This is a genomic window from Ideonella sp. A 288, from assembly GCF_002198735.1.
Classification (GTDB): Bacteria; Pseudomonadota; Gammaproteobacteria; order Burkholderiales; family Burkholderiaceae_C; genus Pseudaquabacterium.
Genome location: NZ_MWLO01000155.1, coordinates 67,476 through 90,376 on the forward strand (window position 1 = coordinate 67,476; position 22,901 = coordinate 90,376).

23 protein-coding genes are annotated in these 22,901 nt (G+C 67.7%); all 23 read left to right on the forward strand.

From position 1 onward, the window contains the following. The first annotated feature begins 10 nt into the window (after positions 1-10). The 23 genes from EOINJALH_RS27330 (at position 11) to EOINJALH_RS27435 (ending at position 22,768) form a co-directional block, all read left to right on the forward strand. Positions 11-964, forward strand: a complete 954-nt coding sequence (locus tag EOINJALH_RS27330) for a hypothetical protein (RefSeq protein ID WP_144290198.1) — start codon at positions 11-13, stop codon at positions 962-964. A 29-nt stretch (positions 965-993) separates the two neighbouring features. Next, positions 994-1,869, forward strand: coding sequence for a hypothetical protein (locus tag EOINJALH_RS27335; RefSeq protein WP_088286183.1), 876 nt, complete (start codon positions 994-996; stop codon positions 1,867-1,869). After that, a complete protein-coding gene (locus EOINJALH_RS27340; protein WP_088286185.1) occupies positions 1,869-2,438 on the forward strand; it encodes a c(7)-type cytochrome triheme domain-containing protein in 570 nt (189 codons plus the stop codon). The genes EOINJALH_RS27335 and EOINJALH_RS27340 overlap by 1 nt, the downstream gene beginning before the upstream one ends. Beyond that, entirely contained in the window at positions 2,435-2,812 is a 378-nt protein-coding gene (locus EOINJALH_RS27345; RefSeq protein WP_088286187.1) for a c(7)-type cytochrome triheme domain-containing protein, read from the forward strand. Before EOINJALH_RS27340 ends, EOINJALH_RS27345 begins: the two co-directional genes overlap by 4 nt. Continuing rightward, positions 2,728-3,795 (forward strand): hypothetical protein, encoded by a 1,068-nt coding sequence (locus tag EOINJALH_RS27350; RefSeq protein ID WP_144290199.1) that lies wholly within the window; start codon positions 2,728-2,730, stop codon positions 3,793-3,795. Before EOINJALH_RS27345 ends, EOINJALH_RS27350 begins: the two co-directional genes overlap by 85 nt. 5 nt (positions 3,796-3,800) lie before the next feature. Beyond that, positions 3,801-4,865, forward strand: coding sequence for a 6-bladed beta-propeller (locus tag EOINJALH_RS27355; RefSeq protein WP_088286191.1), 1,065 nt, complete (start codon positions 3,801-3,803; stop codon positions 4,863-4,865). Beyond that, complete coding sequence (locus EOINJALH_RS27360) at positions 4,865-7,348, forward strand: cytochrome c3 family protein (protein WP_088286193.1); 2,484 nt, start codon at positions 4,865-4,867, stop codon at positions 7,346-7,348. Before EOINJALH_RS27355 ends, EOINJALH_RS27360 begins: the two co-directional genes overlap by 1 nt. Next, complete coding sequence (locus tag EOINJALH_RS27365; RefSeq protein WP_088286195.1) at positions 7,345-8,337, forward strand: cytochrome c biogenesis protein ResB; 993 nt, start codon at positions 7,345-7,347, stop codon at positions 8,335-8,337. Before EOINJALH_RS27360 ends, EOINJALH_RS27365 begins: the two co-directional genes overlap by 4 nt. Further along, positions 8,334-9,149, forward strand: coding sequence for a cytochrome c biogenesis protein CcsA (gene ccsA, locus EOINJALH_RS27370; RefSeq protein WP_088286197.1), 816 nt, complete (start codon positions 8,334-8,336; stop codon positions 9,147-9,149). The genes EOINJALH_RS27365 and ccsA overlap by 4 nt, the downstream gene beginning before the upstream one ends. Further along, entirely contained in the window at positions 9,146-9,754 is a 609-nt protein-coding gene (locus EOINJALH_RS27375) for a tetratricopeptide repeat protein (protein ID WP_088286199.1), read from the forward strand. The genes ccsA and EOINJALH_RS27375 overlap by 4 nt, the downstream gene beginning before the upstream one ends. 324 nt (positions 9,755-10,078) lie before the next feature. Next, positions 10,079-10,519, forward strand: a complete 441-nt coding sequence (locus tag EOINJALH_RS27380; RefSeq protein ID WP_255407146.1) for a cytochrome c maturation protein CcmE — start codon at positions 10,079-10,081, stop codon at positions 10,517-10,519. Beyond that, positions 10,516-12,489 carry a heme lyase CcmF/NrfE family subunit gene (locus EOINJALH_RS27385; RefSeq protein ID WP_088286204.1) on the forward strand — a complete coding sequence of 658 codons (1,974 nt, stop codon included), beginning with the start codon at positions 10,516-10,518 and terminating at the stop codon, positions 12,487-12,489. Before EOINJALH_RS27380 ends, EOINJALH_RS27385 begins: the two co-directional genes overlap by 4 nt. After that, complete coding sequence (locus tag EOINJALH_RS27390; RefSeq protein ID WP_088286206.1) at positions 12,486-13,010, forward strand: DsbE family thiol:disulfide interchange protein; 525 nt, start codon at positions 12,486-12,488, stop codon at positions 13,008-13,010. Before EOINJALH_RS27385 ends, EOINJALH_RS27390 begins: the two co-directional genes overlap by 4 nt. Further along, complete coding sequence (locus EOINJALH_RS27395; RefSeq protein ID WP_088286208.1) at positions 13,007-13,477, forward strand: cytochrome c-type biogenesis protein; 471 nt, start codon at positions 13,007-13,009, stop codon at positions 13,475-13,477. The genes EOINJALH_RS27390 and EOINJALH_RS27395 overlap by 4 nt, the downstream gene beginning before the upstream one ends. A gap of 15 nt (positions 13,478-13,492) precedes the next feature. Then, positions 13,493-14,797 carry a c-type cytochrome biogenesis protein CcmI gene (gene ccmI, locus EOINJALH_RS27400; protein WP_088286210.1) on the forward strand — a complete coding sequence of 435 codons (1,305 nt, stop codon included), beginning with the start codon at positions 13,493-13,495 and terminating at the stop codon, positions 14,795-14,797. A 13-nt stretch (positions 14,798-14,810) separates the two neighbouring features. Further along, complete coding sequence (locus tag EOINJALH_RS32050; RefSeq protein WP_158219914.1) at positions 14,811-15,746, forward strand: hypothetical protein; 936 nt, start codon at positions 14,811-14,813, stop codon at positions 15,744-15,746. A gap of 65 nt (positions 15,747-15,811) precedes the next feature. Beyond that, complete coding sequence (locus EOINJALH_RS32055; RefSeq protein ID WP_158219915.1) at positions 15,812-16,342, forward strand: TlpA disulfide reductase family protein; 531 nt, start codon at positions 15,812-15,814, stop codon at positions 16,340-16,342. Positions 16,343-16,482: 140 nt separating this feature from the next. Next, positions 16,483-17,895 (forward strand): sensor histidine kinase, encoded by a 1,413-nt coding sequence (locus EOINJALH_RS27410; protein ID WP_234414069.1) that lies wholly within the window; start codon positions 16,483-16,485, stop codon positions 17,893-17,895. A 126-nt stretch (positions 17,896-18,021) separates the two neighbouring features. Then, positions 18,022-19,422, forward strand: a complete 1,401-nt coding sequence (locus tag EOINJALH_RS27415) for a sigma-54 dependent transcriptional regulator (RefSeq protein WP_088286432.1) — start codon at positions 18,022-18,024, stop codon at positions 19,420-19,422. Between the two features lie 63 nt (positions 19,423-19,485). Continuing rightward, positions 19,486-19,986, forward strand: coding sequence for a tetratricopeptide repeat protein (locus EOINJALH_RS33400; RefSeq protein WP_310732352.1), 501 nt, complete (start codon positions 19,486-19,488; stop codon positions 19,984-19,986). Next, positions 19,983-20,345, forward strand: coding sequence for a cytochrome c (locus EOINJALH_RS27425; protein WP_234414070.1), 363 nt, complete (start codon positions 19,983-19,985; stop codon positions 20,343-20,345). The genes EOINJALH_RS33400 and EOINJALH_RS27425 overlap by 4 nt, the downstream gene beginning before the upstream one ends. Then, complete coding sequence (locus tag EOINJALH_RS27430; protein ID WP_088286218.1) at positions 20,345-21,409, forward strand: two-component regulator propeller domain-containing protein; 1,065 nt, start codon at positions 20,345-20,347, stop codon at positions 21,407-21,409. Before EOINJALH_RS27425 ends, EOINJALH_RS27430 begins: the two co-directional genes overlap by 1 nt. Positions 21,410-21,427: 18 nt before the next feature. Further along, the gene (locus EOINJALH_RS27435) at positions 21,428-22,768 is read left to right on the forward strand and encodes a two-component regulator propeller domain-containing protein (protein ID WP_234414071.1); all 1,341 of its coding nucleotides are present in this window, start codon (positions 21,428-21,430) and stop codon (positions 22,766-22,768) included. The last annotated feature ends 133 nt before the right edge of the window (positions 22,769-22,901 follow it).

Here is a 22,901-nt window from a genome sequence, read left to right on the forward strand (position 1 = left end):
GAGTCGCGTCATGTCGATGTGCAGTCGTTCGATCATTGCCGTGGCTGTGCTGGCAGCGCAGGGCGTCTTGGCGGGCGGGGCGCTGGCTCAGTCTCCGGCCGAAGACGCCCGCGTGACGTCTCCCCGCCCAAGGGCCGCCGAGGTGTCGCCCCGCGTGGTCGACCAAAAGGCCCAGATGGTTGAAAAGATGCTGTTCAACTCACCCGTGGCTGCACGGGTGGCGGGCAGCCAGAACGAGGAGGCGCGTCGGCATCTGACCAACGCCCGAGAGCTGTACACGCACGGTCGGGCGTTGGCGGGCACGGGACAGCTCCGCGGTGCAGACGGCCTGCTCAACGAGGCGATCTGGGAGATCGGTCGGGCCCAGCAATTGGCACCCGACCAGACGGCCAAACTCGTCGATGAACGTGCGCGCTACGACCAGCTGTCGGGCAGCGTGTCTGCGCTGTTGCGCACTTACCAGCTCGGCGTGTCGGGTCCGGGGGCCATCACGATGCGCCCCGAAGCGACGGGCGAGCGCGGCGTGACGCAGGCCATGGCGGCGGTGGAGCAGGCACGCGTGCTGGCGGATGCCGGCAAGGTCACCGACGCCAACCGCACGCTCGACCAGGCCTTGTCCTTGCTGCTCAAGGACGCGCTCCAGCGGGTCGATGGGCAGACGCTGGTCTACGACCGACGTTTTGCCAGCTCGCGCGAGGAGTTCGCTCACGAGCTGGCACGCCATCGCAGTTTCGATGGGCTGGTGCCGTTGGCGGTGCTCGAGTACCGGCCGTCCAAGGAAGCGCTGGTCCTGATCGAGCGCTATGTGCGGCAGGCTCGTACGTTGCGCGAAAAGGCGGAGTCGCAGGCGGCCGCGTCCGATCTGCAGACTGCATTGCTCAGCCTCGCCGAAGGCATCGACCACCTGCAGCGGGCGCTGCAGGCGGCCGGCCTGTCCGTGCCACAGACCATGGGATCACAGTGAACACTGAATCGGATATCACCCTGGGCAGTATGTCCACGCGCCTGAGAGCGCTGTCCCTGGCTCTGTTGCTCGGCAGCGGTGCCGTGTCGGCCTGGTCACAGGCGGCTTCGGCACCGCCGAATCGCGAGCAGGTCGAGCGGCGCGTCACCAGCACGGGCTCGCTGATCGGCCAGAGTTCGGCGGCCAAACAAGTGGAATCCAGCGGCAATGTCGATGCGATCGCCACGCGCGACCGCGCCAAGGCCCTGCATGCCAGAGCACAGGCCTCGCTTGCCGAAGGCGACGTGGCGGCGGCCAACCGCTTTGCCGATGCCGCCGCCCGCACGATGATGGAAGCCGTGCGTCTGGCGGCGCCCGACCAGGTCAACGAGCGCAAGGAACGCGGCGATTTCGAAACGCGCCTGAAGTCCACGCGGTCGCTTCTCGAGGCGCAGCAGCGCATCGCCACCGAGAAGGGCAGCGGCGCACGCAATGCCGAACTCACCCAGCGCATCGAGGCCATGCTGGTCGAAGCGCAGAAACTGGCCACCAGCGGCCACTTGCCCGAAGGTCGCCGCCTGCTCGACCAGGCCTATGGTGCGTCGCGTGCCGCCATTGGTGGCATGCGCAGCGGCGACACCCTCGTTCGCTCGCTGAACTTCGCCAACAAGGAGGAAGAGTACGCCTACGAGATCGATCGCAACGACACCCACCGCATGCTGGTTCAAGTGTTGTTGCAGGATCGTCGCAACGCATCGAACGATGCGATGGTCGAGAAGGCACTTCAGGCTTCGTTGGCCCTGCGTCGCCAGGCCGAGGAACAGGCCGCCCGTCGCGAGTTCGACGTCGGCGTTCGCACACTCGAGGAATCCACCCGCGAATTGGTCCGCGCGATCCGAAGCGCCGGTGTCTTTATCCCGGGCTGATGGACATGTGGACCGCGATGGCCAGGCGTGGCGCCATCGGGCTGCTCCTGACCTGTGCACTCGTCGCGGTCGGCGTGGCGGCGGCACGATGGCTGCCTCTGGCCAACGATGGTGTGCACGACCCGACCAGTCCGGCCATCGGGGTCCTGCAGGAACCGGCCGAGGCCCTGTCGGCGCTGCCCCCCGACAGTGCAGGCAATCAGGTGCGTTGGGTGCAGGCCCTCGACCAGGGGTACATCACGCCCCGAAGTCAGATCCTTGCTGGTACCCAGGTCAACCTTCGCGCCACCGATGTGCTGTTGAAGAACACTGGCGAGATGCCGATGGTTCGCTTCCCCCACCGGCAGCACACGGCCTGGCTCGATTGCACCAACTGCCACGACAAGCTGTTCGAGCGCAAGGCCGGCGCGACCAAGATCAACATGTTCCTGATCCTGCAGGGCGAGAAGTGCGGGCTGTGCCACGGCGCGGTCGCGTTTCCCCTGACCGAGTGCGAACGCTGCCACAGCGTGCCCCGCGGCAGCGAAGCGGCACTCGCCTTCGGCAAGGGCCTGGTCCTCGAGCGATGAAGCGGTTCCTGCTGCACGCCTGCCTTGCCGTGAGCGGCATGCTGCTGGCGGCGGCCGCAACGGCCGAGTATGGCGACGTGGTCCTCAATCGCCGCGCCGAAGCCGAGGGGGTGCGACCGGTCGTGTTCCCGCACTGGTTCCATCGCATCCGCTTTCGCTGCAAGGTGTGTCACAGTGAGCTGGGCTTTCAGATGCGGGCGGGGTCGAACGTGGTGTCGATGGCCGACATCATCGACGGCAAGTTCTGCGGCATGTGCCACAACGGGCAGGTGGCCTGGGGCCCGGATCGGTGCGATCTCTGCCACTCCGGCAAGCGCGGCCAGGCGTCGGGCATCTACGGCGGCAGCGAGACGAAAGGACCAGGCAAATGGTGAATCTGCCGCGACGTACCGGGCTGGCCGCGTTGGTGGCCCTGTTGGCTGGGGGGTGTGCGGAAGCGGACATGGCCACGCCCAGCAAACGGCCCGTGCCCACCGCGCTGCTGACTCCCTGGCTCAGCCTCGCCGGCGGGTGGGCCATCACGCCTGAGCCCGGCGGCTTGCCGATGCCGGCGTTGCCGCCGGGCTTTCCCAGGGCGCCGATCGGTGGTCGGCTCAATTTCCAGTTGCCTGTGGCGCTGGCGGCTCGCGACGACGTCGTCTGGGTGGTCGACGCTGGACTGCGGCAGTTGCTTCGGCTGGAACGCTCGCGTGACAGTGTCGCGGTCGTGGCCGCCGTGTCTGCCGACATGGGCTCGGCACTGCAGGCCTTGCCCGACGGCACGGCCTGGTTGGCAGAACCGGCCAGCGGCCAGGCCCGCCAGTTCGATCGCAATGGCCGTGTGCTCAGAACCTTCCGAGACGACCGATTTGCGGCACGACCGGTCGCCGTGGCCTGGGTGCCGGAGGCGGGAGGCGACGTGTTCGTGGCCGATGCGCAGCTGGCTCACATCGCGGTCTTCGACACGTTCGGTCGGGTCATTCGCCGCTTCGGCCAGGGGCGCCTGCAGTCGGTGGCGGCGATGGCCATCGGACCGGCCGGCCTGTACGTGGTCGACCGGCTGGCTCAGCAGGTGCATGTGTTCGGTCGGGACGGCCAATGGTTGTCGGCCATGGGCGACGACAGCCTGGTGATGCCGCGTGCCGTCGCAGTCGATTCGGGTGGAAGGGTGTATGTCGGCGACGAAGCCGACGGCGCGGTCCATGTGTTCATCGATGGCGAGCCGGTGGCACGTTTCGCCGGTGCCGGTGCGCTGCGGCTGGGGCGCATCGATGCGCTGGCCGCCGATGGGAATCTGCTCTATGTGGCCGACGGACTGAGCGCGCGGGTACAGATCCTGCTGATCACACCGGAATCACTCCGTCGTCCCTCCCCTTGAACGCCATGCGCCTGGTCCTTGCCACCCTTCTGATCTGCCTCTTGGCCGGCTGTGCCAGCGAGCCGGTGGTCATGCGCTGGGATGCTGCCAAGGAAGACAAGGCCAGCGACGGGCGGGTCTGGCCGGCACCGCAGACCCAGGAGGTGCCGCGCTACCGCTACATCGGCCAACTCACCGGAGAGGCCAACTTCAAGCCGGCCAACGCCTCGCGCAGCGGTTGGCAGCAGGCCTGGCAACTGATCACCGGGCTCCTGGAGCGCGCGGAATCTCCCACTGAATTGCAGCGGCCCCTGTGCGGTACGGTCGACAGCCGCGGGCGGGTCCTGGTCGGTGATGTCAGCCGTGGCGCGATCTTCGTGTTCGACGAGGCTGGCGGCAAGCTCGAGGTGTGGGACGAGGCAGCACCGGGCGTTCGCTTCATCTCGCCCGTGGGCATCGCCACCGGCCACAACGGCGAAGTCTGGGTGGCCGATGCCGAGTTGGGTCGCGTGTTCCGTCTCGATGCTGCGGGGCAACCGCTGGGTGAGGTCGGGGCCGGGCTGTTGCGTCGGCCCACCGGGTTGGCGCACGACCCGGTGCTGCGGCGCTGGTTCGTCTCCGATGGCCCGGCGCACGACATCAAGGTGTTCGACGATGCCGGTCGCCTGATCGACCGTTGGGGTCGCCAGGGCGAAGGTCCGGGCGAATTCAACCTGCCCACCCACCTGGCCTATGCCCAGGGGCGGCTGTATGCCACCGATGGCCTGAATGCGCGCGTTCAAGCCTTCGACGAGCAGGGTCAGGTGCAAGCCAGCTTCGGCAGACGCGGGCTGTACGTCGGCAATCTGGTTCGGCCCAAGGGTGTGGCCGCCGACGATGAGGGCAATGTCTATATCGTCGAATCGATGCACGACACCTTGCTGGTATTCGATGGACAAGCCCGCCTGCTGATGTCGTTTGGCGGCACGGGCAGTGAGATCGGCCGTTTCTACCTGCCTGCGGGCGTGTGGGTGGATGGCCGCAACCGGGTGTTCGTGGCCGACATGTTCAATGGCCGCATCGTGGTCTTTCAGTTTCTCGGGGGCGCGTGATGCTGTCGTTTCGAGCCCTTCTGGGGGTGTGCTTGCTGGGTTTGGGGCTGGGGGTCCTGCACGTGGGTGAGGCGCGCGCCGCGCGGGTGGCCGACGTCAGCAACACGCCGCACAACCTGTCGGTCACCGGCCCGGGCACCCTCAAGGCCACCAGTGAATCCCAGATCTGCGTGTTCTGCCACACGCCTCACGCGGCCGAGGCCATACCGCAAGCGCCACTCTGGAATCGCAAGCTCTCGGCCGCCACCTACACCACCTACACCTCCAGTTCCATCGAGGCGAGCGCCGCCGAACTGGCGGCCGGCCCTGGCGGCGCCTCGAAGCTTTGTCTCAGCTGCCACGACGGCACGATGGCGATCGGCAATGTCAACGTGTTGGGTGGGCGGCCCAACGTCAGCGTCACCCTGCAGGGCACCGGCCCCGGCGGCACCATGGCCCCAGGCGAGGGCACCAGCACGGGCTTCACACGCAACCTGGGGGTCAACCTCACCAACGACCACCCGATCTCTTTCACCTACAACGCGGCCCTGGCGTCGGCCGATGGCGAACTGCGGGTTCCCGATGGCACCCTCGTCGGCACCCGCGTGGCCGGGGCGCCTCGGCCGAAGCTGCCGCTGCAGGACGGACAGGTGCAATGCACGACCTGCCACGACCCGCACTTGCGGGAAACCGATGCGTCCAAGGGGTCGGGCAAGTTTCTGCGGCTCAACCGCTTCCAGGAACTCCCGCCCACGGGCGGGGCCTTTGCCGAGAATGCCGATCTCATCTGCCTGGCGTGCCATGACAAGGCCGGCCAGGCCTGGGCCTTCTCGGCGCACGCCCATCCTGACGTGGCCAACGAGACCTACAACGCATCGGCGGCTGCATTGCGCGGCTTTCCGCTCAACCAGCCGGTGTGGAAGGCCGGCTGCCTGAACTGCCACGACACGCACACGGTGCAGGGCGCGCGCCGACTGCTGCGCGAGGGCACCGACAGTACGGCGACACCCAAGAGCGGTGGCAACCCGGCGCTCGAGCAGACCTGCTATGCCTGCCACTCCGCCTTGGGACAGAGCGCCTTGAACAGCGTGGCCTCCGTGCCCAACATCAAGGACGACTTCGCCCTGCCGCGCCGCATGCCCATCACCGACATCGATCAGGGCGGCCCCGAGGTACACGACATCGGCACCGGCGCTGGCACGCAGCGTGGCAAGGACCTGGTCGAGTCGAACGTGTTGCTTGGCAAGGGAGCGCCGCAGAATCGTCACGTCGAATGCACCGACTGCCACAACCCGCACCGTGCGACCAAGAAGCGGCTGTTCAATGCCGATGCGTCCACGCCGGATGCGGCGGGCACACACGATCACGGCACCGGCCACACCAACCTGGCCTCGGGTGTGCTGCGTGGCGGCACGGGTGTCGAGCCCGTGTACGGCAGCGCCACCTTCGGCAGCGAGCCGATCGCCTTCGACTTCAAGCGCGGCGACGGCGGCGTGGGGGCCAGCACCGCCGCTGGAAGTCCATGGGTGACGCGCGAATACCAGATCTGCCTGAAATGCCACTCGAACTACGCGTACGACACACCGCCCAACCTGGGTGACAGCGGCGGCGGCACGCCGTCGGGCACCAATGGGCTCACCCAGTACACCAACCAGGCCATGGAGTTCCAGGCGCCCCTGGCGCACAAGGGTGAAGGCACCACGCTCAACAGCGGGGCCTTCGCCGGCACGCCGCCGGGCCGCGCCTACACCGTCAACTTCCAGACCAACAACCACCGCGGCTGGCACCCGGTGATCGACAACACCGGCCGCACCAATGCGATCCGCGGCACGGTTCCTGGGGCGTTCCAGGTGCCGTGGGGCGGCGCGGCCGATGTCGGATCGCAGACGATGTACTGCACCGACTGCCATGGGTCCAGCACCGCTGCGAACACCGTGGTGCCCAACGGTGGAGAGGATGGCAACCCGTGGGGGCCGCATGGTTCGACCAACAACTTCATCCTCAAGGGTGAGTGGAGTGCGACCACCGGCACCAACTCGCGTGAGGGTGGGTTCACCGCTAATGCGCTCTGCTTCAAGTGCCACAACCCGAACAACTACGCCGACCGCAATGGCGTCGGCAGCATCAGTGACCGAACGACCGGCTTCTTCAACAGCAGCAAAGGCAACCTGCACGCCTACCACACGGACAAGATCCAGCGGCTGCGCTGCACCTGGTGCCACGTGGCCGTGCCGCACGGCTGGAAGAACAAGGCCCTCCTCGTCAACCTCAACGACGTCGGCCCCGAGGTGGGGTTGCCTGCTGGAACGCAGGTGAAGAACAACACCGGTACGCCCTATACGAATCCGCCGTACTACCTGAACGCGGTGCTCAAGGTGCGCACCTTCGCCACCAGCGGCAATTGGGTCGATACGAACTGCGGCTCGGTCGGTGCGCCTGGCAACGGTGCATCGGGTCGCGACTGGATGCGTGACTCGAGCGAGAACTGCGCGAACCTGCCATGAAGCGCGTGGCCCTGTCGGTGGTTCGTCGGGTGGCGTCCCTGCGCCTGACCGTTGCCATGTTCATTGCCTTGGCCATCGTGGTGCTGGCCGCGCAGAACGACACCCGCGTGCCCGCGTGGGCGGTGGCCGTACCCCAACTGGTGCTGGCAATCAACCTGGCCGCCTCCCTGGCCACCCACCCTGCGCTTCGCCGCGGCGGTCTGGCCATGTTTCACGTGGCTTTGCTCGGCTGCCTGGTGCTGCTGGCCTGGGGGCGCCTCACGCACTTCGAGGGCAAGGTCGAGGTGGCGCAGGGCGGCACGTTCGACGTCGCGGCCGTGGAGCCATCGTCGGTGGGCCCGTGGCATGGTGATCGGCTGCGCAAGGTGCAGTTCGAACAAGGGGCCTTCAGCGTGAAGTACGCGCCCCGGCTCAAGCGGGCTCACACCCACAGCCAGGTCACCTCGAGCGATGCAGACGGCACCCGCACCCACACCGTGGGGGACGATCGGCCGCTGCTGTTGTCGGGTTTTCGCTTCTACACCACGCACAACAAGGGATTTGCACCCCTGCTCACCTGGACGGCACCCGGCGCGGCCCCGTTGACCGGCGCAGTTCACCTGCCGTCCTATCCGCTGTTCGACTGGCAGCAGCGGCAACGTTGGACCCCGCCAGGCGGGCCCGAGGCGCGCCTGTGGCTGCGCCTGGATCAGGGCGTCGACGAGCAGAAGGCCTGGCAGTTGAGGCCCGACGAGGTCTCGGCCGTGCTGGTGATCGAACTGGCAGGGCAGCGCCACGAACTGAAACCCGGCGACGTCGCGACCGGCGCGTTTGGCAGCATCCGGTACGAGCGCCTCATCGGTTGGATGGGCTACACCATCCACTACGACCCGACCTTGACGGCGCTGTGGTGGCTGGCGTGCCTGGGCGTGGCGGGCCTGGCCCTGCACCTGTGGCCGATCCAGGAGCGCAGCCGTGCGCCGCGCTCCGCCGTGGCGTCGATGCGATGAACGCGCTGTCGATGGAGGTCGCCTGGCTTTGGTCGGGCAGTGGACTGTGCATCGCCGCGGCGGTGCAGGCGTGGGTGGCGGCGCTGCGGACCCGTGCCACCGACGATCGCTGGCCGTTCCGCATCCTGGCCGTGGCCGTGGTGCTGGTGGCCGTGGGCATCGGGCAGCGCTGGGCGCGGCTGGGCCACGGGCCGTTCCTCGACATGTTCGAGATCCTCGCCAGCAGCCTCTTGAGCCTGGGCCTCGTGCTGCTGTTCGCGCAGCACCGGTGGCCCGTGCTGCGGCGGGCCGCCCCCGTGAGCCTGAGCATGCTGGCTGTGCTGGCGCTGTGGTTGCCGATGACCGACGCAGGCGACACCTTCTTTCCGCCGACCTACGAGACGCCGGTGCTGTGGTTCCATGTGTTGTTGGGCAAGCTCTTTCTCGGCTGCGCCCTGCTGGCGCTCGGACTGGCCGGCACCCAGCTGCTGCGGGGTCATCTGGCCTTCGTCGACCGTCTGCCCGGGCCGCTGGCCGTCGATGCGCTGTCATGGCGCCTGATGCAGGTGGCCCTGCTGTTCGAGACGATGATGCTCATCACGGGCGCGCTGTGGGCTCAGGATGCCTGGGGTCGATGGTGGGCCTGGGACCCGCTGGAGACCTGGGCGTTCCTCACCTGGCTGACTCTGGTGGGGGCCTTCCACGCCAGGCGGCGCTGGTCGATCGGGCCGCGCGCCGGTGCGCTGATGATCGTGGCCGTGTTCTCGTTGGCGTTCCTCACGTTCTTCGGGGTGCCCTTCGTCAGCGTGGCGCCGCACAAGGGGGCGGTGTGACCTTCCAGACCGGAGCGGGCAACGACCTGCGGCCCGAAACCGATCGCCTGCCACGGCGCGCGTGGGGCGGCTGGACTTGGCGCCGCATGCTGGCGCTGGCCGTTCTGGCCGGCGGAGCGCTGTTGGTGGCGCAGTCGCCTCCGCCGCCAGCGCTCGAGCCAACGAACCACAGCAAGGAGAAATCGGCGGCCGAACTGCGGCAGCGCTTCGACCAGGCCGTGGTGATGCTGCATGCGAAGGAATACGACCACGCTGCGGCGGCCCTGCAGCGCGTGCTGCAACTGGCGCCTCGGATGCCGGAAGCGCACGTCAACATGGGCTTTGCAATGCTCGGCCTGCAGCGCGGAGGCGAGGCCGTGGTGGCCTTCGAACGCGCCATCGACCTGCAATCCACCCAGGCCAACGCCTACTACGGGCTGGCGATGGCGCTCGAACTTCAGGGTGACCTGCCGGCGGCTCTGGGCGCCATGCGCAGTTACCTGCATCTTTCGTCCAAGGACGAGCGGTTCCATGCGAAGGCCCGGGCCGCATTGTGGGAATGGGAGCAGCGGTTGGGACGCCACGGACCCGCCACAACGCCGCCGCCGGCACCGTCGCCGCGTTGATTTGAATCGCCGCGAAGCCGCGCAGCAGAAGTGACCCGTCATTCCCGGATGCGGGAATGTCTTGAGGTCACTTCCTGTGGGCGGGAAGGCGGAGGCGAGATCGATCGGGACCAGTGGACACCCAAGTTCAGGTGTCTTTCCCTGGGCATGGCACGCGTCGAGGCGTCGTCGATCGACCGCTCGGTGGATGCCGGGCTTGCATCGTCCGATATGGCACATTGGCGATGGCACGGACGATGCTTTAGTTCCTCCCCATCATGGGCCCATCGCACTGGAACCACCTGAACGCCGATGCTCTGCGACCGGCTGTCGGAGGGCGCTGAGGTGACCGCCTGGCAGACGCGCCACCGGCGCAGGGCCGTTATGTTTGGCGTGATGGCCGCGCTGTCGGCTGCGGTGGTGCTGGTGCTGGAAGCCTTCGGCAGCAATCAGGTGCCATTTTTCACCCCGTCGCAGGTGGCCCAGCACGAGGCCCCTGTCGGCCAGCATTTCAGGTTGGCCGGCGTGGTCGAAGAGGGTTCCGTGCACCGTCTCGGCGACGGAGTCGGCGTGCGCTTCATGGTCACGGACACCGCACAGCGCATCGCGGTGGTTTATCCGGGTTTGTTGCCCGACCTGTTTCAGGAGGGCCGAGGCGTGGTGGCCCAGGGACAACTGGATGCGGCGGGGCTGTTTGTCGCACACGAGGTGAATGCTGATCACGATGACCACAACACGCGTCCCGAGGCCGCTCTGGCACTCGGCAAGTCCGGAGTCCGTCCATGATTGCTGAACTCGGCCACCTGTGTCTCGCACTGGCCTTCGTCCTGTCCATCGTCCAGGCCATCGTGCCGCTGTGGGGCGCCGCGCAGGGCGATGCGCGGCGCATGTCGGCGGCCGCGTCCATCGCCCAGGGCCAGGCGGTGTTTGTCATCCTGGCCTATGCGAGTCTGACCTGGATGTTCGTGCAGAACGATTTCTCGGTGAGGGTGGTGGCGTCGCATTCCAATTCGGCACTGCCTCTGGCCTACCGCATTGCCGCGGTGTGGGGTGGGCACGAGGGGTCGATGCTGCTGTGGGTGCTCATGCTGGTTGGCTGGACCTTGGCGGTCACCCTGTTCAGCCGTCGCCTGCCGCTCGAGGTGGTGGCGCGCGTGATCGGCGTGATGGGTTGCATCTCTGTCGGCCTGCACGCCTTCCTGCTGTTCACCAGCAACCCGTTCGAGCGGCTCCTGCCCGCGGTGGCCGAAGGCCGAGACCTCAATCCTCTGCTGCAGGACCCGGGCATGGTCATTCACCCGCCCTTGCTCTACATGGGTTATGTCGGGTTCTCGGTGGCCTTCGCGTTCGCCATCGCGGCGCTGTTGGGTGGGCGACTCGATGCCGGATGGGCGCGCTGGTCGCGTCCGTGGACGACCGTGGCCTGGTCCTTCCTGACCATGGGCATCGCCATCGGCAGCTGGTGGGCCTACTACGAGCTCGGCTGGGGCGGGTGGTGGTTCTGGGACCCGGTCGAGAATGCCTCGTTCATGCCCTGGCTGGTGGGTACCGCGTTGATCCACTCGTTGGCGGTGACCGAGAAGCGAGGCAGCTTTCGCAGCTGGACCGTGCTGCTGGCCATCTTCGCGTTCTCGTTCTCGCTGATGGGCACCTTCCTGGTCCGGTCCGGCGTGCTGACCTCGGTGCATGCCTTCGCCACCGACCCGAAGCGCGGCGTCTTCATCCTGGCCTTCCTGGTGGTGGTGATCGGTAGTTCGCTGGCGCTGTTCGCCTGGCGCGCCCCGCGCATCGGCTTGGGCGGCAGTTTCGACACCAGTTCGCGTGAATCCCTGCTGCTGGCGAACAACGTGGTGTTCTCGGTGGCCACCGCGGCGGTCATGCTGGGCACGCTCTACCCGCTGGCGCTCGACGCCCTGGGTCTGGGCAAGATCTCGGTCGGCCCACCTTACTTCGAGCGTGTGTTCGCGCCGCTGATGGCGCCGGCCGTGTTCCTGATGGGCGTGGGGCCTCTGGCCCGATGGAAGTCGGCGCCGGTGCCCGATCTGGTTCGGCGCTTGCGCTGGGCCGCCATCGTCACCGTGGTGGCCGCCGTGGGCGCCTGGATGCTGGCGCCGCAGCATTCGCCCTGGGTGGCCATGGGACTCGCGCTGGCCACCTGGGTGATGGCCACCAGCGTTGCCGCGGTGATGGACCCGCTGCGCCATGCCGCAGGTCGCCGTCTGCAGGCGTTGGCCGCTCAGCCCTTGGGCTGGTGGGGCATGGTTCTGGCGCACTTCGGCATCGGCGTGTTCATCGTCGGCGTCACGATGGTCAAGGGCTTCGAGGAGGAGAAGCAGTTGCGGATGGGGCCTGGAGACACCGCCCAACTGGGCGGCTACACCTTCCGGTTCGAGCGTTCGGCCGAGTTCAAGGGCCCGAACTACAGGGGCCTGCGTGCCGACATCCGCGTAGAACGCGACGGCCGCGAGGTGGCCTTGATGCAGCCTGAGAAGAGGCTTTACTTCAGCAGCGGCATGCCGATGACCGAAGCAGCCATCGAGGCGGGCATCACCGGCGACGTGTATGTCTCGCTGGGCGATGCCGTGAGCGACAGCGACTGGGGCATTCGGCTGCAGATCAAGCCGTTCGTCAACTGGATCTGGGGTGGCTGCATGTTGATGGCGCTGGGTGGATTCCTGTCTGCGTCCGATCGCCGTTATCGCCTGCGCTCGCGCGAGAAGGCCGCCGCCCTGTCGTCGGCCATGGTGACGCCATGAAGCGTGCGCTGTGGCCGCTGGTGCTGTTCGTGCTGTTGGCCGTGCTGCTGGGGGTGGGGCTGCGACTGAAACCCCGCGAAGTACCGTCGCCGTTGGTGGGCAAGCCTGCGCCGGCTTTCAAGCTGGCGCAGTTGCACGAGCCCGAGCAATTGCTCACGCCGGAGCAGATGCGCGGCAAGGTCTGGATGCTCAATGTCTGGGCGTCGTGGTGCGGTGCGTGCCGTGAGGAGCATCCGGTGCTGGTGGGCTTCGCGCGCAACGCTGCGGTGCCCCTGATCGGCCTGAACTACAAGGACCAGCGACCAGACGCCCTGGGGTGGCTCGAGCAGCACGGCAATCCCTACGTGGCGTCGCTGGTCGACCGGGATGGCCGCACGGGCCTCGACTACGGCGTCTACGGGGTCCCGGAAACCTTCGTCATCGACCGCCAGGGCGTGATCCGATTCAAGCAGATCGGCCCCGTGACCGACGAAGTGCTGCGCACGCGCATCCTGCCGCTGCTGAAGGAGTTGGGCGCATGAACGATTGGCTGCGCACGCTGTGTTTGCTGGTCTGGCTGGCGATGGCCGGGCCGATGGCCTGGGCCGCCGATGCCAAGCCACTGGCCGAAGACCCGGTGCTCGAGGCCCGTGTCAACGGTCTGGCAGAGGAACTCCGGTGTCTCGTCTGCCAGAACCAGACCATTGCCGATTCTCATGCGGGCCTGGCGGTTGACTTGAAGAACCAGATTCGCGAGCAGTTGAAGGCGGGCCGGACCGAACAGCAGGTTCGCGACTTCATGGTCGAACGCTTCGGTGACTTCGTCCTGTACAGCCCGCCGGTCAAGGCGAGCACGGTCTTGCTGTGGGTGGGGCCGTTCGTGCTGCTGCTGGTGGCCGGCTGGGCGCTGCGCCAGGCCATGCGCCGGCAGCGGGCGGCCGTGGCCGCGGTGTCGGACGACGTCGATCAGCGGGCGCGGGCTGCCGCGCTGCTGGATAACAAAGGTTGAGGAAGGGCTGCGCGCATGCTGGCTTTCTGGGGCACTGTCGGACTGCTGATCGCAGCCGCCTTGCTGTTTGTGTTGCCGCCGCTGCTGCGGAGACCCGAGTCTGCGCCACTGGGCGAGGTGGCCGATCGCCTGGCGCTTGCCGTCCATCGCGAACAACTGGCCGAACTCGATGCGGCATTGGCCCGTGGCAGTCTGTCTGCGCAGGAGCACGCCGAGGAGCGGGCACAGATCGAGCGTCGGGTTGCCGAAGACCTGCCCATGTCGTCCTCGGACGCGCCGGCGGCACCCGCTGAGCGCCCGTCCACCGCGCGCCGCGAGGCGCTGGTGCTCGGTGCGGCGGTACCGGCTCTGGCGCTGGCGGTGTACGGCGTGCTCGGTCATCCCGGGCTGATGCAGGCCACTGCGCCTCAGGCGGCGGCCGCAGCGGCATCGGCCCCGCACACCCTGACGCCTGAGCAGATGGCCGTGATGGTCGAGCGCCTGGCCGAGCGCCTGAAAAGCAACCCGAACGACGCCGACGGCTGGCACATGCTGGCGCGCTCATACGTCGCTTTTGGCCGCTATCCGGATGCCGCCGTGGCTTACGACAAGGCGGCTGCGCTGTCGCCTCGCGACACGCAGGTGCTGGTCGACTATGCCGACACGCTGGCCTTGGTCAATGGTCGAAGCCTCGAAGGTCGGCCCACTGAGTTGGTGCAGGCCGCCTTGGCCATCGACCCGAACAACCAGAAGGCCCTGGCCCTGGCCGGCACGGCCGCCTTCAATCGCAAGGACTATGCGGCCGCATTGAGCCATTGGCAGCGCCTGCAGAAGGCCATGCCACCCGAATCTGATGGTGCCAAGCGCCTGGTCGCCAGCATCGCGCAGGCACAGGCTGCCCTGGCCGGAGGCGGGACGGCCGTGGCGGCCAGCACGTCCAATGTCGCACCGACGAATGCCACTGCCAATGCGGCGCCCGGTGCGGCCCCCGTGGCCGGCGCCGAGATCACCGGCGAAGTGCGTGTGGCAGAAGCCTTGCGCGCCCGCCTGTCGCCTGGTGCCACGCTTTACGTCTTTGCGCGCGCCGTCGAGGGCCCACGCATGCCGCTCGCGGTGTCGCGCACCGCGGCAGGCAGCTTCCCGTTCCGTTTCGTGCTCGACGATCGCAGCGCGATGTCGCCGCAGGCCCGCCTGTCCAGCCAGTCCCAGGTGATGCTCGGCGCGCGGCTGTCGGCCAATGGCAGCGCCACCCCCAGCAGTGGCGACTTGATGGGTACGCTCGGGCCAGTCAAGGTGGGCGCGCGCGATGTGGTGCTGGTGATCGACGGCGTGGTGCCATGACGGCCGATGGGCGATGACGCCATCCGCCGAGCCCGGGCACCCGGGGGCCGATGCCTTCGGGCTGCCCTGGGGCACGGGTGTCGCCGCGCTCGCTGCCGTGACGATCCTGGGCGTGGCCTTGCAGGGCTCGGGTGCCCTGCATCCCGGGTTGCTGGGCAATGCCACGCTGTCGATGCACCTCAGTGTGGCGGCCGCCAGCCTCTTGGCGCTCGCCACGGTGCTTTACCTGGTCCTGGACGACGCGCGGATCGATCGCCTGGGTCCCTGGGCCTCGCGGTTGGCCCTGCTGGGGGCCCTGGGGCTGCCGGCCGGGTCGGTGTTGCGGGCGGTGGAGGTCGGCATGCCGATGCTGGTCGATTTCGAGTACCACGCCGGCTTCGAGGCGCCGGCACTGATCGCCGGTGGCGCTGTGCTGGCCTACCTGCGCATCGAGCAGGCCTGGCGCACTCGCCGGGCAGGTGCGCTGGTGCTGGGCCTGTCGCTCGCTGCGCTGGCGCTCGATGCCTGGCTCATGTCGGTGGCCGAAGGCGTGCCTTCTTCCCTCGGCCAGGTCATGGACGGCCACCTGGTGGGCCTGTGGCACCTGGGCGGCAAGGTCGGCGTGCTTGCGTCGGTGGTGCTGGCGCTGTGGACTGTCCTGCACACCCGGACGAACCAGGTGGCGTCGGTGCCTCTCGAGCACGCGCTGCGGGTGGCCATGAGCATCGGCCTGTCGGGCTTCACCCTGGCCTTGCTCAGTGCCATGGCGTTGACCGTGCTGCCCGGACCCACCCCGCAAGCGCTGTCGCGCGGCCTGGCAGGTGGCATGGTGTGGGTGTGCTTCGTGGCCCTGTACCTGGTGTGGCAGAGGGCGCGCGTGGCCGCGCCGGTGCTCAGCGCCTGGATCGCCGGTACGTTGATCCCGGCAGCCGTGGCCTATCACTTGATCGTCGGCCCGGCCTGGTCATGAGCTCGCCGGCGCACCCGGATGACGACTTGGTGGGCCGGTCACCGGCAATCGCTCGACGCCGGTGGATGTTCGCCGGGCTCGGGCTCGGAACGCTCGCGATCTGGCAAGGTCGCCGGATGTGGCCGGGTGCTGTGGACGAGGCAAAGCATGCTGGGGTGCCGTCGTACTTTGCCGACCTGCCGGTCGCCCGTCTCGATGGCACGCCCGACCGGCTGACCGCTTCGGCGCCGGGATTGCGCGTGGTGAACTTCTGGGCGCGCTGGTGCGGTCCCTGCCGCCGCGAGCTGCCGAGCCTGCAGCGCCTGGCCGATCGTTTGATGCGCCACCGCATTGCCCTGTGGACCGTCGCCCTCGACGATGACGCGTTTGCCTTGCGCGAGTACCTTCGCGGCCTCGACCTGCCTCGCTTGCCGGCCTGGCGACTGGCACCCGAGGACGCACCTGCCGCGCTGTCGCTGACGAGCCTGCCGCAAACCCTGGTGCTGGGCCGCAACGCCCGGATCCTGGAGCGGCTGGTGGGCGCTCGCGAATGGGATCGCGACGACGAGGTGGCCCGACTGATGGACCTCGACCGCCGGGACGCCGCCGGCGCCTGAACATGCACACGGCGTCGCGCAGGACCTGGCCCTCGGCGGCGCCCCCGCCCGCAGCACCTCCGCCGTCGCAGCCGCAGCCGCCGGCTGAATCGCCGATCGGACTGCGCCTTCGCCACAAGGGCCTGCTGGCGTTGTTGGCGGTGATCAGCCTGATCGCCTTGCTGTTCTCGCTGGTCCTGGCCTACCGCGCGAGCATGGAACAGGATTTCGACCGGCTCGAACGCACGCGGCGGGCTGGCGTGATGGCGGCTGACCTGGCACAGACCCAGGCGCTGGCCTTGAGTGAACTGGGCACCCAACTGGGCGGCAGCCAGGGCGACACCATCGACGTCGATGCGATCGAGCGCTCTCTGTCGCGTCTGGCGGCCCAGGCGCACGCGCTCGAGGCGGCCGGCTTCACCAGTGGCATCGAGGATGCTGCCCTCGTGCGCGCGCGGGAAGACCTGCTGCAACGGCGCGATCGCGTGGCGCTGCTGGCCCTGCGCGCGCAACTCGAGGCCGCCCTCGAGTCGACGGGACGGCACACGCAGGCCCGCGAAGCGCTGTCGGCCGTTCAGGTGGCGCGCGTGCACGAGCGCGGGCGGGCGGTGGCCGTGACCCTGGCCGCGGCAGCCATCCTGGGCACGGCGCTGGTCGGCGTCGTGGTGGTGTTCTTCTTCACGAGGCTGAGCAGCGACATCGCCCGCCTGAGGGCCCGCGCCCTGGCGGTGGTGGCAGGTGATCGGCAGGCGGACCGCACCATCGAGCGAGACGACGAGCTGGGCGAGCTCGGCTCGGCAATCGACGTCATGGTTGCAGCGCTGGCCGCCCGCGAGCATGACCTGGGCATCGAGCGGCGGAATGTTTTCCACCAGGAGAAGATGGCCACCATCGGTGCCCTGGCCGCGGGGGTGCTCAACGACATCGGCAATCCGATCGCGGCCATCGATGGCCTGGCTCGTGCGATGCGGGACGAGCGCGAAGCCGGATCCCTGAGGTACGACAACCCGCTGTGCGACCCCGAGAACATCCTTCGCGAGACGACCCGGCTGCAGATCATCACGCGCCAGATCGCCGAACTGGCGGCGCCGCCGTCCAGCCGCACCGAACTGCTCAGCCTGAACGACGTCGTGCGCAGCGCGCTGTTGTTGGCACACTTCGATCCGCGCGTCAACGGTGTGCGCATCGACACCGAGTTCGACCCCCAGCTTCCCGCGGTCGACGGCGTCGGGGACCGTCTGCTGCAGCTCGTGCTCAACCTGCTGGTGAATGCCGCCGACGCCGTGCGGGGAGCGGTCGCCGGCTCGCCGCTGATCTCCATCAAGACACGTCGGCATGGGCATGGCGCGGAATTGCTGCTTGCGGATAATGGCTGCGGCATGGACCCCAACACCCTCGCACGCGCCTTCGATCCGCTGTTCACCACCAAGCCCGCCGGCCAAGGCACGGGCTTGGGTCTACCCCTTTGCCGAGAGATCGCCCAGCAGCATGGCGGCGCGCTGTCGATCGAATCGACGCCCGGCTTCGGAACCCAGGTGACCTTGTACCTTCCCGGCCCCGAGGCCGGGGCATGAGCACGCCGCGACGTTCTCGAGCGCACCTCTCGAAGCGCGCCGTGCGCAGGGCCGTCCGATGAGCCGGGCGCCCGCCACCTCACCCGACATCGATCGCGCGGTCTGGTGCCGGCGATCACAGCCATCATGAGTTCGCTGCAAGTCCTCGTCGTCGACGATGAACCGGCGATCCGGCAGATCATCGCGGCGAACCTCACGCGGGCCGGCCATTCCGTGGCGCTGGCCGGGGGTGGGCACGAAGCCTTGAAGCGCTTGATGAAGGGCGACGTCGACGTCGCCCTGTGCGACCTGAACATGCCCGACCTGACGGGCATCGATGTCATCCGCCAGGCCCGCAGCATGGGGGTGGAAACGACCTTCATCCTGATGACGGCCTACTCGTCGGTCGACACGGCCATCGAGGCCATGAAACTGGGCGCCTTCGACTACATGATCAAGCCGGTGCGCAGCGAGGAACTGCTGCAGCGGCTCTTGCAGATCGGCGAACTTCGGGGACTGAAGGGCGAGAACGACGCATTGCGAAAGCTCGTCGTCGGTTCAGGCGACGACCTTTGCCCGTCGGCCTCGCCGGCCATGCGCGCCGTCGACCGGCTCGTCGGCAAGGTGGCGCCGACCGACAGCACCGTGCTCATCACGGGCGAGAGCGGCACCGGCAAGGGCGTGGTCGCCCGTCGCATCCACCAGCAGAGCCAGCGGGCAGCGCAGCCGTTCATCCCGGTCAATTGCGGCGCAATCCCCGAGAACCTGATCGAAAGCGAGTTCTTCGGCCACACCAAGGGGGCCTTCACCGGGGCCGACAAGGCACGCAAGGGGCTCTTTCTCGAGGCCGACCGCGGCACGATCTTCCTCGACGAGATCGGTGAGTTGCCGCTCGGTCTGCAGGTCAAGCTGCTGCATGTGCTGGAAGCGAAGGAGATCAGGCCGCTCGGCAGCGAGCAGGTCCGCAAGGTGGACGTGCGGATCGTTGCAGCCACCAACCGCGACCTCCGCACCATGGCCGCAGAGGGTCGCTTCCGCGAGGACCTTTACTTCCGCCTGTCGGGTTTTCACATCCACGTGCCGTCCCTGCGCGAACGACCCGACGACCTTCCCGCGCTCGTGCGCTTCCTGCTGCAACGCGGCGCCTCGCGCTTCGGCCTGACCCCGGCCCCCCAGCCCGACGCCGAGGCCGAGGACATCCTCGTCAACCACGACTGGCCCGGCAATGTGCGCGAACTCGAGAACGTGCTGCACAGGGCGATGATCCTGGCCGAGGACGGGCGCATCACCGTGGCAGACCTGCCGCCCCAACTCACGCCGGTGGTGGCGGCCGCACCTGCCGCCGGCGTGCCGGGCCTGGCGCCACCGCTGATCGACGGTCCGCTGCGCGACCAGGTTCGCCATTTCGAGAACAGCCTGATCCTTCGGGCCATCGAGGACAGCGGTGGCGACCGGCGCCTGGCGGCGCAGCGGCTGGGCATCGGGCTGTCCAGCCTCTACCGCAAGCTCGAAGAGTTCGCCAACAGCCCGCCGACGATTGCGCCGTAGGTGGGCTGTGCACCGCCCGTGTGCGATTGGCAAGCTTCTTGCCTGTTCGATGGCATGAGATCCATGACCCGTATCGCCTGCCGCCTCGGCCTGCTGCTTGCGCTGGCCTGCAATGGTGCGATGGCTCAGATCGACGCGAAGGCCCTGACCGAACGTGCCGAGGCCGCATTTCGCACCGGAGACCTGATCGTCGCCATGGGCCTGCTGCGGCAGGCTGCCGATGCCGGACACGGTCCTGCCCAATCGCGTCTGGCCGACATGCTCGATGCCGCCGAGCAGGATGCAGAGGCCGTGGTCTGGTATCGCAAGGCCGCGGCGCAGAACGACGCGCATGGCGAGTATGGGCTCGGCCGCATGCTGGCGCACGGCGAGGGTGTGGCCCGCGATCCAGTGGAGGCCGTGCGCTGGTATCGACTGGCCGCCGAGAAGAATCATGTGTTCGCGATCGAAGCTCTGGCGCGCGCCCACCGCAGCGGCGATCTCGGCATAGAGCGCAACCTCGCCGAGGCCGATCGTCTGGAACAGCGCGCCAAGACCCTGCGCGACGCAGCCAAGAAACCGTGACGGCGGTCGATCGAATGACCCGGCGAGTCCCGAATCCGGTGGTCGGCACCCGCGCATTCCTGAGAACGGGAATCCTGCTTTGGTTCGGCATTGCAGCGGCGGCCGGCGCTGCGCACGCCGCCGATCCCGGCAAGGGCCGATCGCTCTACACCTCACATTGCATGGTCTGTCACGGTGAGCGCGGCGAGCCGGTGTGGCCGGGGGCACCGGATTTTCGCCGGCCCGGTGCATTGCTCAAGACCGACGCGCAGTTCCTGACTTTGCTGAGACAAGGGCGTGGCGTGATGCCCGGCTACATGGCCGTGATGCGGGATCGCGACATGCTCGACCTGATGGCTTTCCTGAGGACATTGAATTGATGAATTCCTACGTAGCGCGCGCCGTGGCCACCGCTGCCACGCTCCTCGCCGCCGCTGCCGCCTGGGGCCAGCCGGCGTCAGCGCCTTGGCGGGTGGTCGACAGCTTCGAAGTCGGACCGACGATTTACGTGCGTTCGCTGAAGGCCGAGCCCTCCAAGGGCGCCATGTGGGTGGGCACCTCGGCCGGGGTCCATGAAGTCGACCTGACCACCCTGAAGCCACGCAACACCTTCACCCGCAAGGACGGGCTGGCCAACGAGTACGTGTTCTCGGTTGGCATCGACCATCGGGGCAACAAGTGGTTCGGCACCAATGCCGGAGGCGCTTCGCGGTTCAAGGATGGCCAGTGGAAGACCTTCTTCCCGATGCACGGCCTGGCCGACTACTGGATCTACTCGTTCGCCTCGCAGAAGGACGGAACACTCTGGATCGGCACCTGGGCGGGTGCCAACCGCGTCGATGCCAAGACCGGCAAGTTCACCACCTATGTCAAGCAACTGATCAACGAGTGGGTCTATGGCCTTGGTGTCGACTCGAAGGACCGGGTGTGGTTCGGTACGGAGGGCGGCGTCACCTTGTACGACGGCAAGACCTGGAAGAGTTGGACCCACAAGGATGGGCTCGGCGCCCCGAACGACGATCAACTGCCGTTCTCGGCCAACACCGGCCTCGGCACACGCACCCGGCATGACCTGACCACCTCGCTCGAGGGCAAGGCCACCTACAACCCCAACTACGTCTTCTCGATCCACGTCTCGCCCGACGACAACGTCTGGGCAGGCACCTGGGGTGGTGGCGTCTCCCGCTACGACGGCAAGCGTTGGACCAACCTCAACAGCAAGAATGGGCTGGTCGGCAACATCGTCTACTCGATTGCCCAGAGCCCGGACGGAGCGATGTGGTTCGGCACCAACAAAGGTGTCTCGCGTTACGACGGCAAGGTTTGGCAAAGCATCACCAAGCAAAACGGCTTGCTGGAAGACAACGTTTATGCGCTCGAGATCGCCCCGGGCGGCGAAGTCTGGGCCGGCACCCGCCGCGGCGTGACGCGCATCGGGCGCTGAGCCCTCACCGCATTCGCATTGCACAAGGGCACGAGGAGGCCCATCGCCATGGAACTTGGACATAAATCGCTCGGCCTGTTGGCCATCGCTGCAGCGGGCATCGTCGCTGGGGCCTACAGCCTCGGTCAGCAAAAGGCCGCAGCCCCGGCGGCCGCGCCGGCGACGGTGGCTGCTGCGCCTGCCGCGACGGCGGCACCCGCAGCCGCGGTGCCGCCCGCCAACGCCCCGTCGCAGGCAGCCCTCGCCGACGGAGCCGTGCCGCCCGCGGGGCATCCGCCCATGCCCCAGGCTGCCGCAGCCGCGCCTGAACGGGAAGGCAAGGTGCAGGTCGATCCGAACGCGAAGTTCGTCCACTTCAGGGTCGGAAACCGCAACGTCAAGGACATCTTCAGCGATGGCGACACGCTGTGGGTGGGCACCTCGGGCGGCGTGATCCGCTACGAAACCAAGACCGACCAGTACAAGCTGTTCGACACCCGCAGTGGCCTGTTGTCCAACGGCGTGTTCCACGTCAGCCGGGTCGATGGTCGTTTGGCGGTCGGCACCTACGGCGGTGGCCTCAGCTTGCTCGACGAGAAGACGGGGCAGTGGGAAACCTACAACATCCCGGATGGACTGGGCGACGCCTTCGTCTACGACCTGCTCAAGACCAAGAACGGCGACCTCTGGATCGCCACCTGGTCTGGCGTCAACCGCATCAAGGGTGGCAACCTCAAGGACCGCTCCAAGTGGGAGTTGCACACGGTTGAAAGCACCAAGGGCGGGTTGCCGAACGACTGGGTATACGGCCTGGCCGAAGGCAAGAACGGCGAGGTCTGGCTGGCCACCGAGGGGGGCTTGGCCCATTTCACGGCCGGCAAATGGGAGAACTGGAACCACGCCAAGGGTCTGGGCGCCCCGTACGAAAAGGTCAAGAACGACCTGGCCTTCAAGAACGACCCGGCCAAGGTGTCGAGCCACCATGCCAAACAGAAGCAGGAAATGGGTCTGCAGGGCATCGACGCGGCCTACAACCCGAATTACATCGTATCCCTGGCGGTCGATCGCGACGGTGTGGTTTGGGCCGGCACCTGGGGTGGTGGGTTGTCCCGCTACGACGGCAAGGCCTGGAAGCACTTCACCGTGGCCGAAGGCTTGCCGGGCAATCATGTCTTCATGCTGCACATCGACGACAAAGGCACGATGTGGATCGGCACCAACAACGGGCTGGCACGCAGGGAGGCCGACGGCAAGTTCACCGTGCTCACCACCGCTGACGGACTGTTCTCGAACACCGTGTTCTCGATGGCCTCGAATGGCTCTGGCAACCTCTGGGTGGGCAGCTTTGGCGGCGTGGCGCACCTGACTTCCGTGAAGTGACGCGAGACGCCCACCGACCCAAGGTGGGTGATTTGCCCCGTTCAGGGTGGGCTGTACACCCGTTTTCCTGATCTAGCGCAATTCTTCACGCGCTGTGCCGGGCAGCGGAGTCCGGCAGGGCTGGCACAGATAC

Coding starts and splice junctions, on each gene's coding strand:
- EOINJALH_RS27330 (WP_144290198.1), top strand. CDS start 11: ATGTCGATGTGCAGTCGTTCGATCATTGCCGTGGCTGTGCTGGCAGCG.
- EOINJALH_RS27335 (WP_088286183.1), top strand. CDS start 994: ATGTCCACGCGCCTGAGAGCGCTGTCCCTGGCTCTGTTGCTCGGCAGC.
- EOINJALH_RS27340 (WP_088286185.1), top strand. CDS start 1,869: ATGGACATGTGGACCGCGATGGCCAGGCGTGGCGCCATCGGGCTGCTC.
- EOINJALH_RS27345 (WP_088286187.1), top strand. CDS start 2,435: ATGAAGCGGTTCCTGCTGCACGCCTGCCTTGCCGTGAGCGGCATGCTG.
- EOINJALH_RS27355 (WP_088286191.1), top strand. CDS start 3,801: ATGCGCCTGGTCCTTGCCACCCTTCTGATCTGCCTCTTGGCCGGCTGT.
- EOINJALH_RS27360 (WP_088286193.1), top strand. CDS start 4,865: ATGCTGTCGTTTCGAGCCCTTCTGGGGGTGTGCTTGCTGGGTTTGGGG.
- EOINJALH_RS27365 (WP_088286195.1), top strand. CDS start 7,345: ATGAAGCGCGTGGCCCTGTCGGTGGTTCGTCGGGTGGCGTCCCTGCGC.
- ccsA (WP_088286197.1), top strand. CDS start 8,334: ATGAACGCGCTGTCGATGGAGGTCGCCTGGCTTTGGTCGGGCAGTGGA.
- EOINJALH_RS27385 (WP_088286204.1), top strand. CDS start 10,516: ATGATTGCTGAACTCGGCCACCTGTGTCTCGCACTGGCCTTCGTCCTG.
- EOINJALH_RS27390 (WP_088286206.1), top strand. CDS start 12,486: ATGAAGCGTGCGCTGTGGCCGCTGGTGCTGTTCGTGCTGTTGGCCGTG.
- EOINJALH_RS27395 (WP_088286208.1), top strand. CDS start 13,007: ATGAACGATTGGCTGCGCACGCTGTGTTTGCTGGTCTGGCTGGCGATG.
- ccmI (WP_088286210.1), top strand. CDS start 13,493: ATGCTGGCTTTCTGGGGCACTGTCGGACTGCTGATCGCAGCCGCCTTG.
- EOINJALH_RS32050 (WP_158219914.1), top strand. CDS start 14,811: ATGACGCCATCCGCCGAGCCCGGGCACCCGGGGGCCGATGCCTTCGGG.
- EOINJALH_RS32055 (WP_158219915.1), top strand. CDS start 15,812: ATGTTCGCCGGGCTCGGGCTCGGAACGCTCGCGATCTGGCAAGGTCGC.
- EOINJALH_RS27415 (WP_088286432.1), top strand. CDS start 18,022: ATGAGTTCGCTGCAAGTCCTCGTCGTCGACGATGAACCGGCGATCCGG.
- EOINJALH_RS33400 (WP_310732352.1), top strand. CDS start 19,486: ATGACCCGTATCGCCTGCCGCCTCGGCCTGCTGCTTGCGCTGGCCTGC.
- EOINJALH_RS27430 (WP_088286218.1), top strand. CDS start 20,345: ATGAATTCCTACGTAGCGCGCGCCGTGGCCACCGCTGCCACGCTCCTC.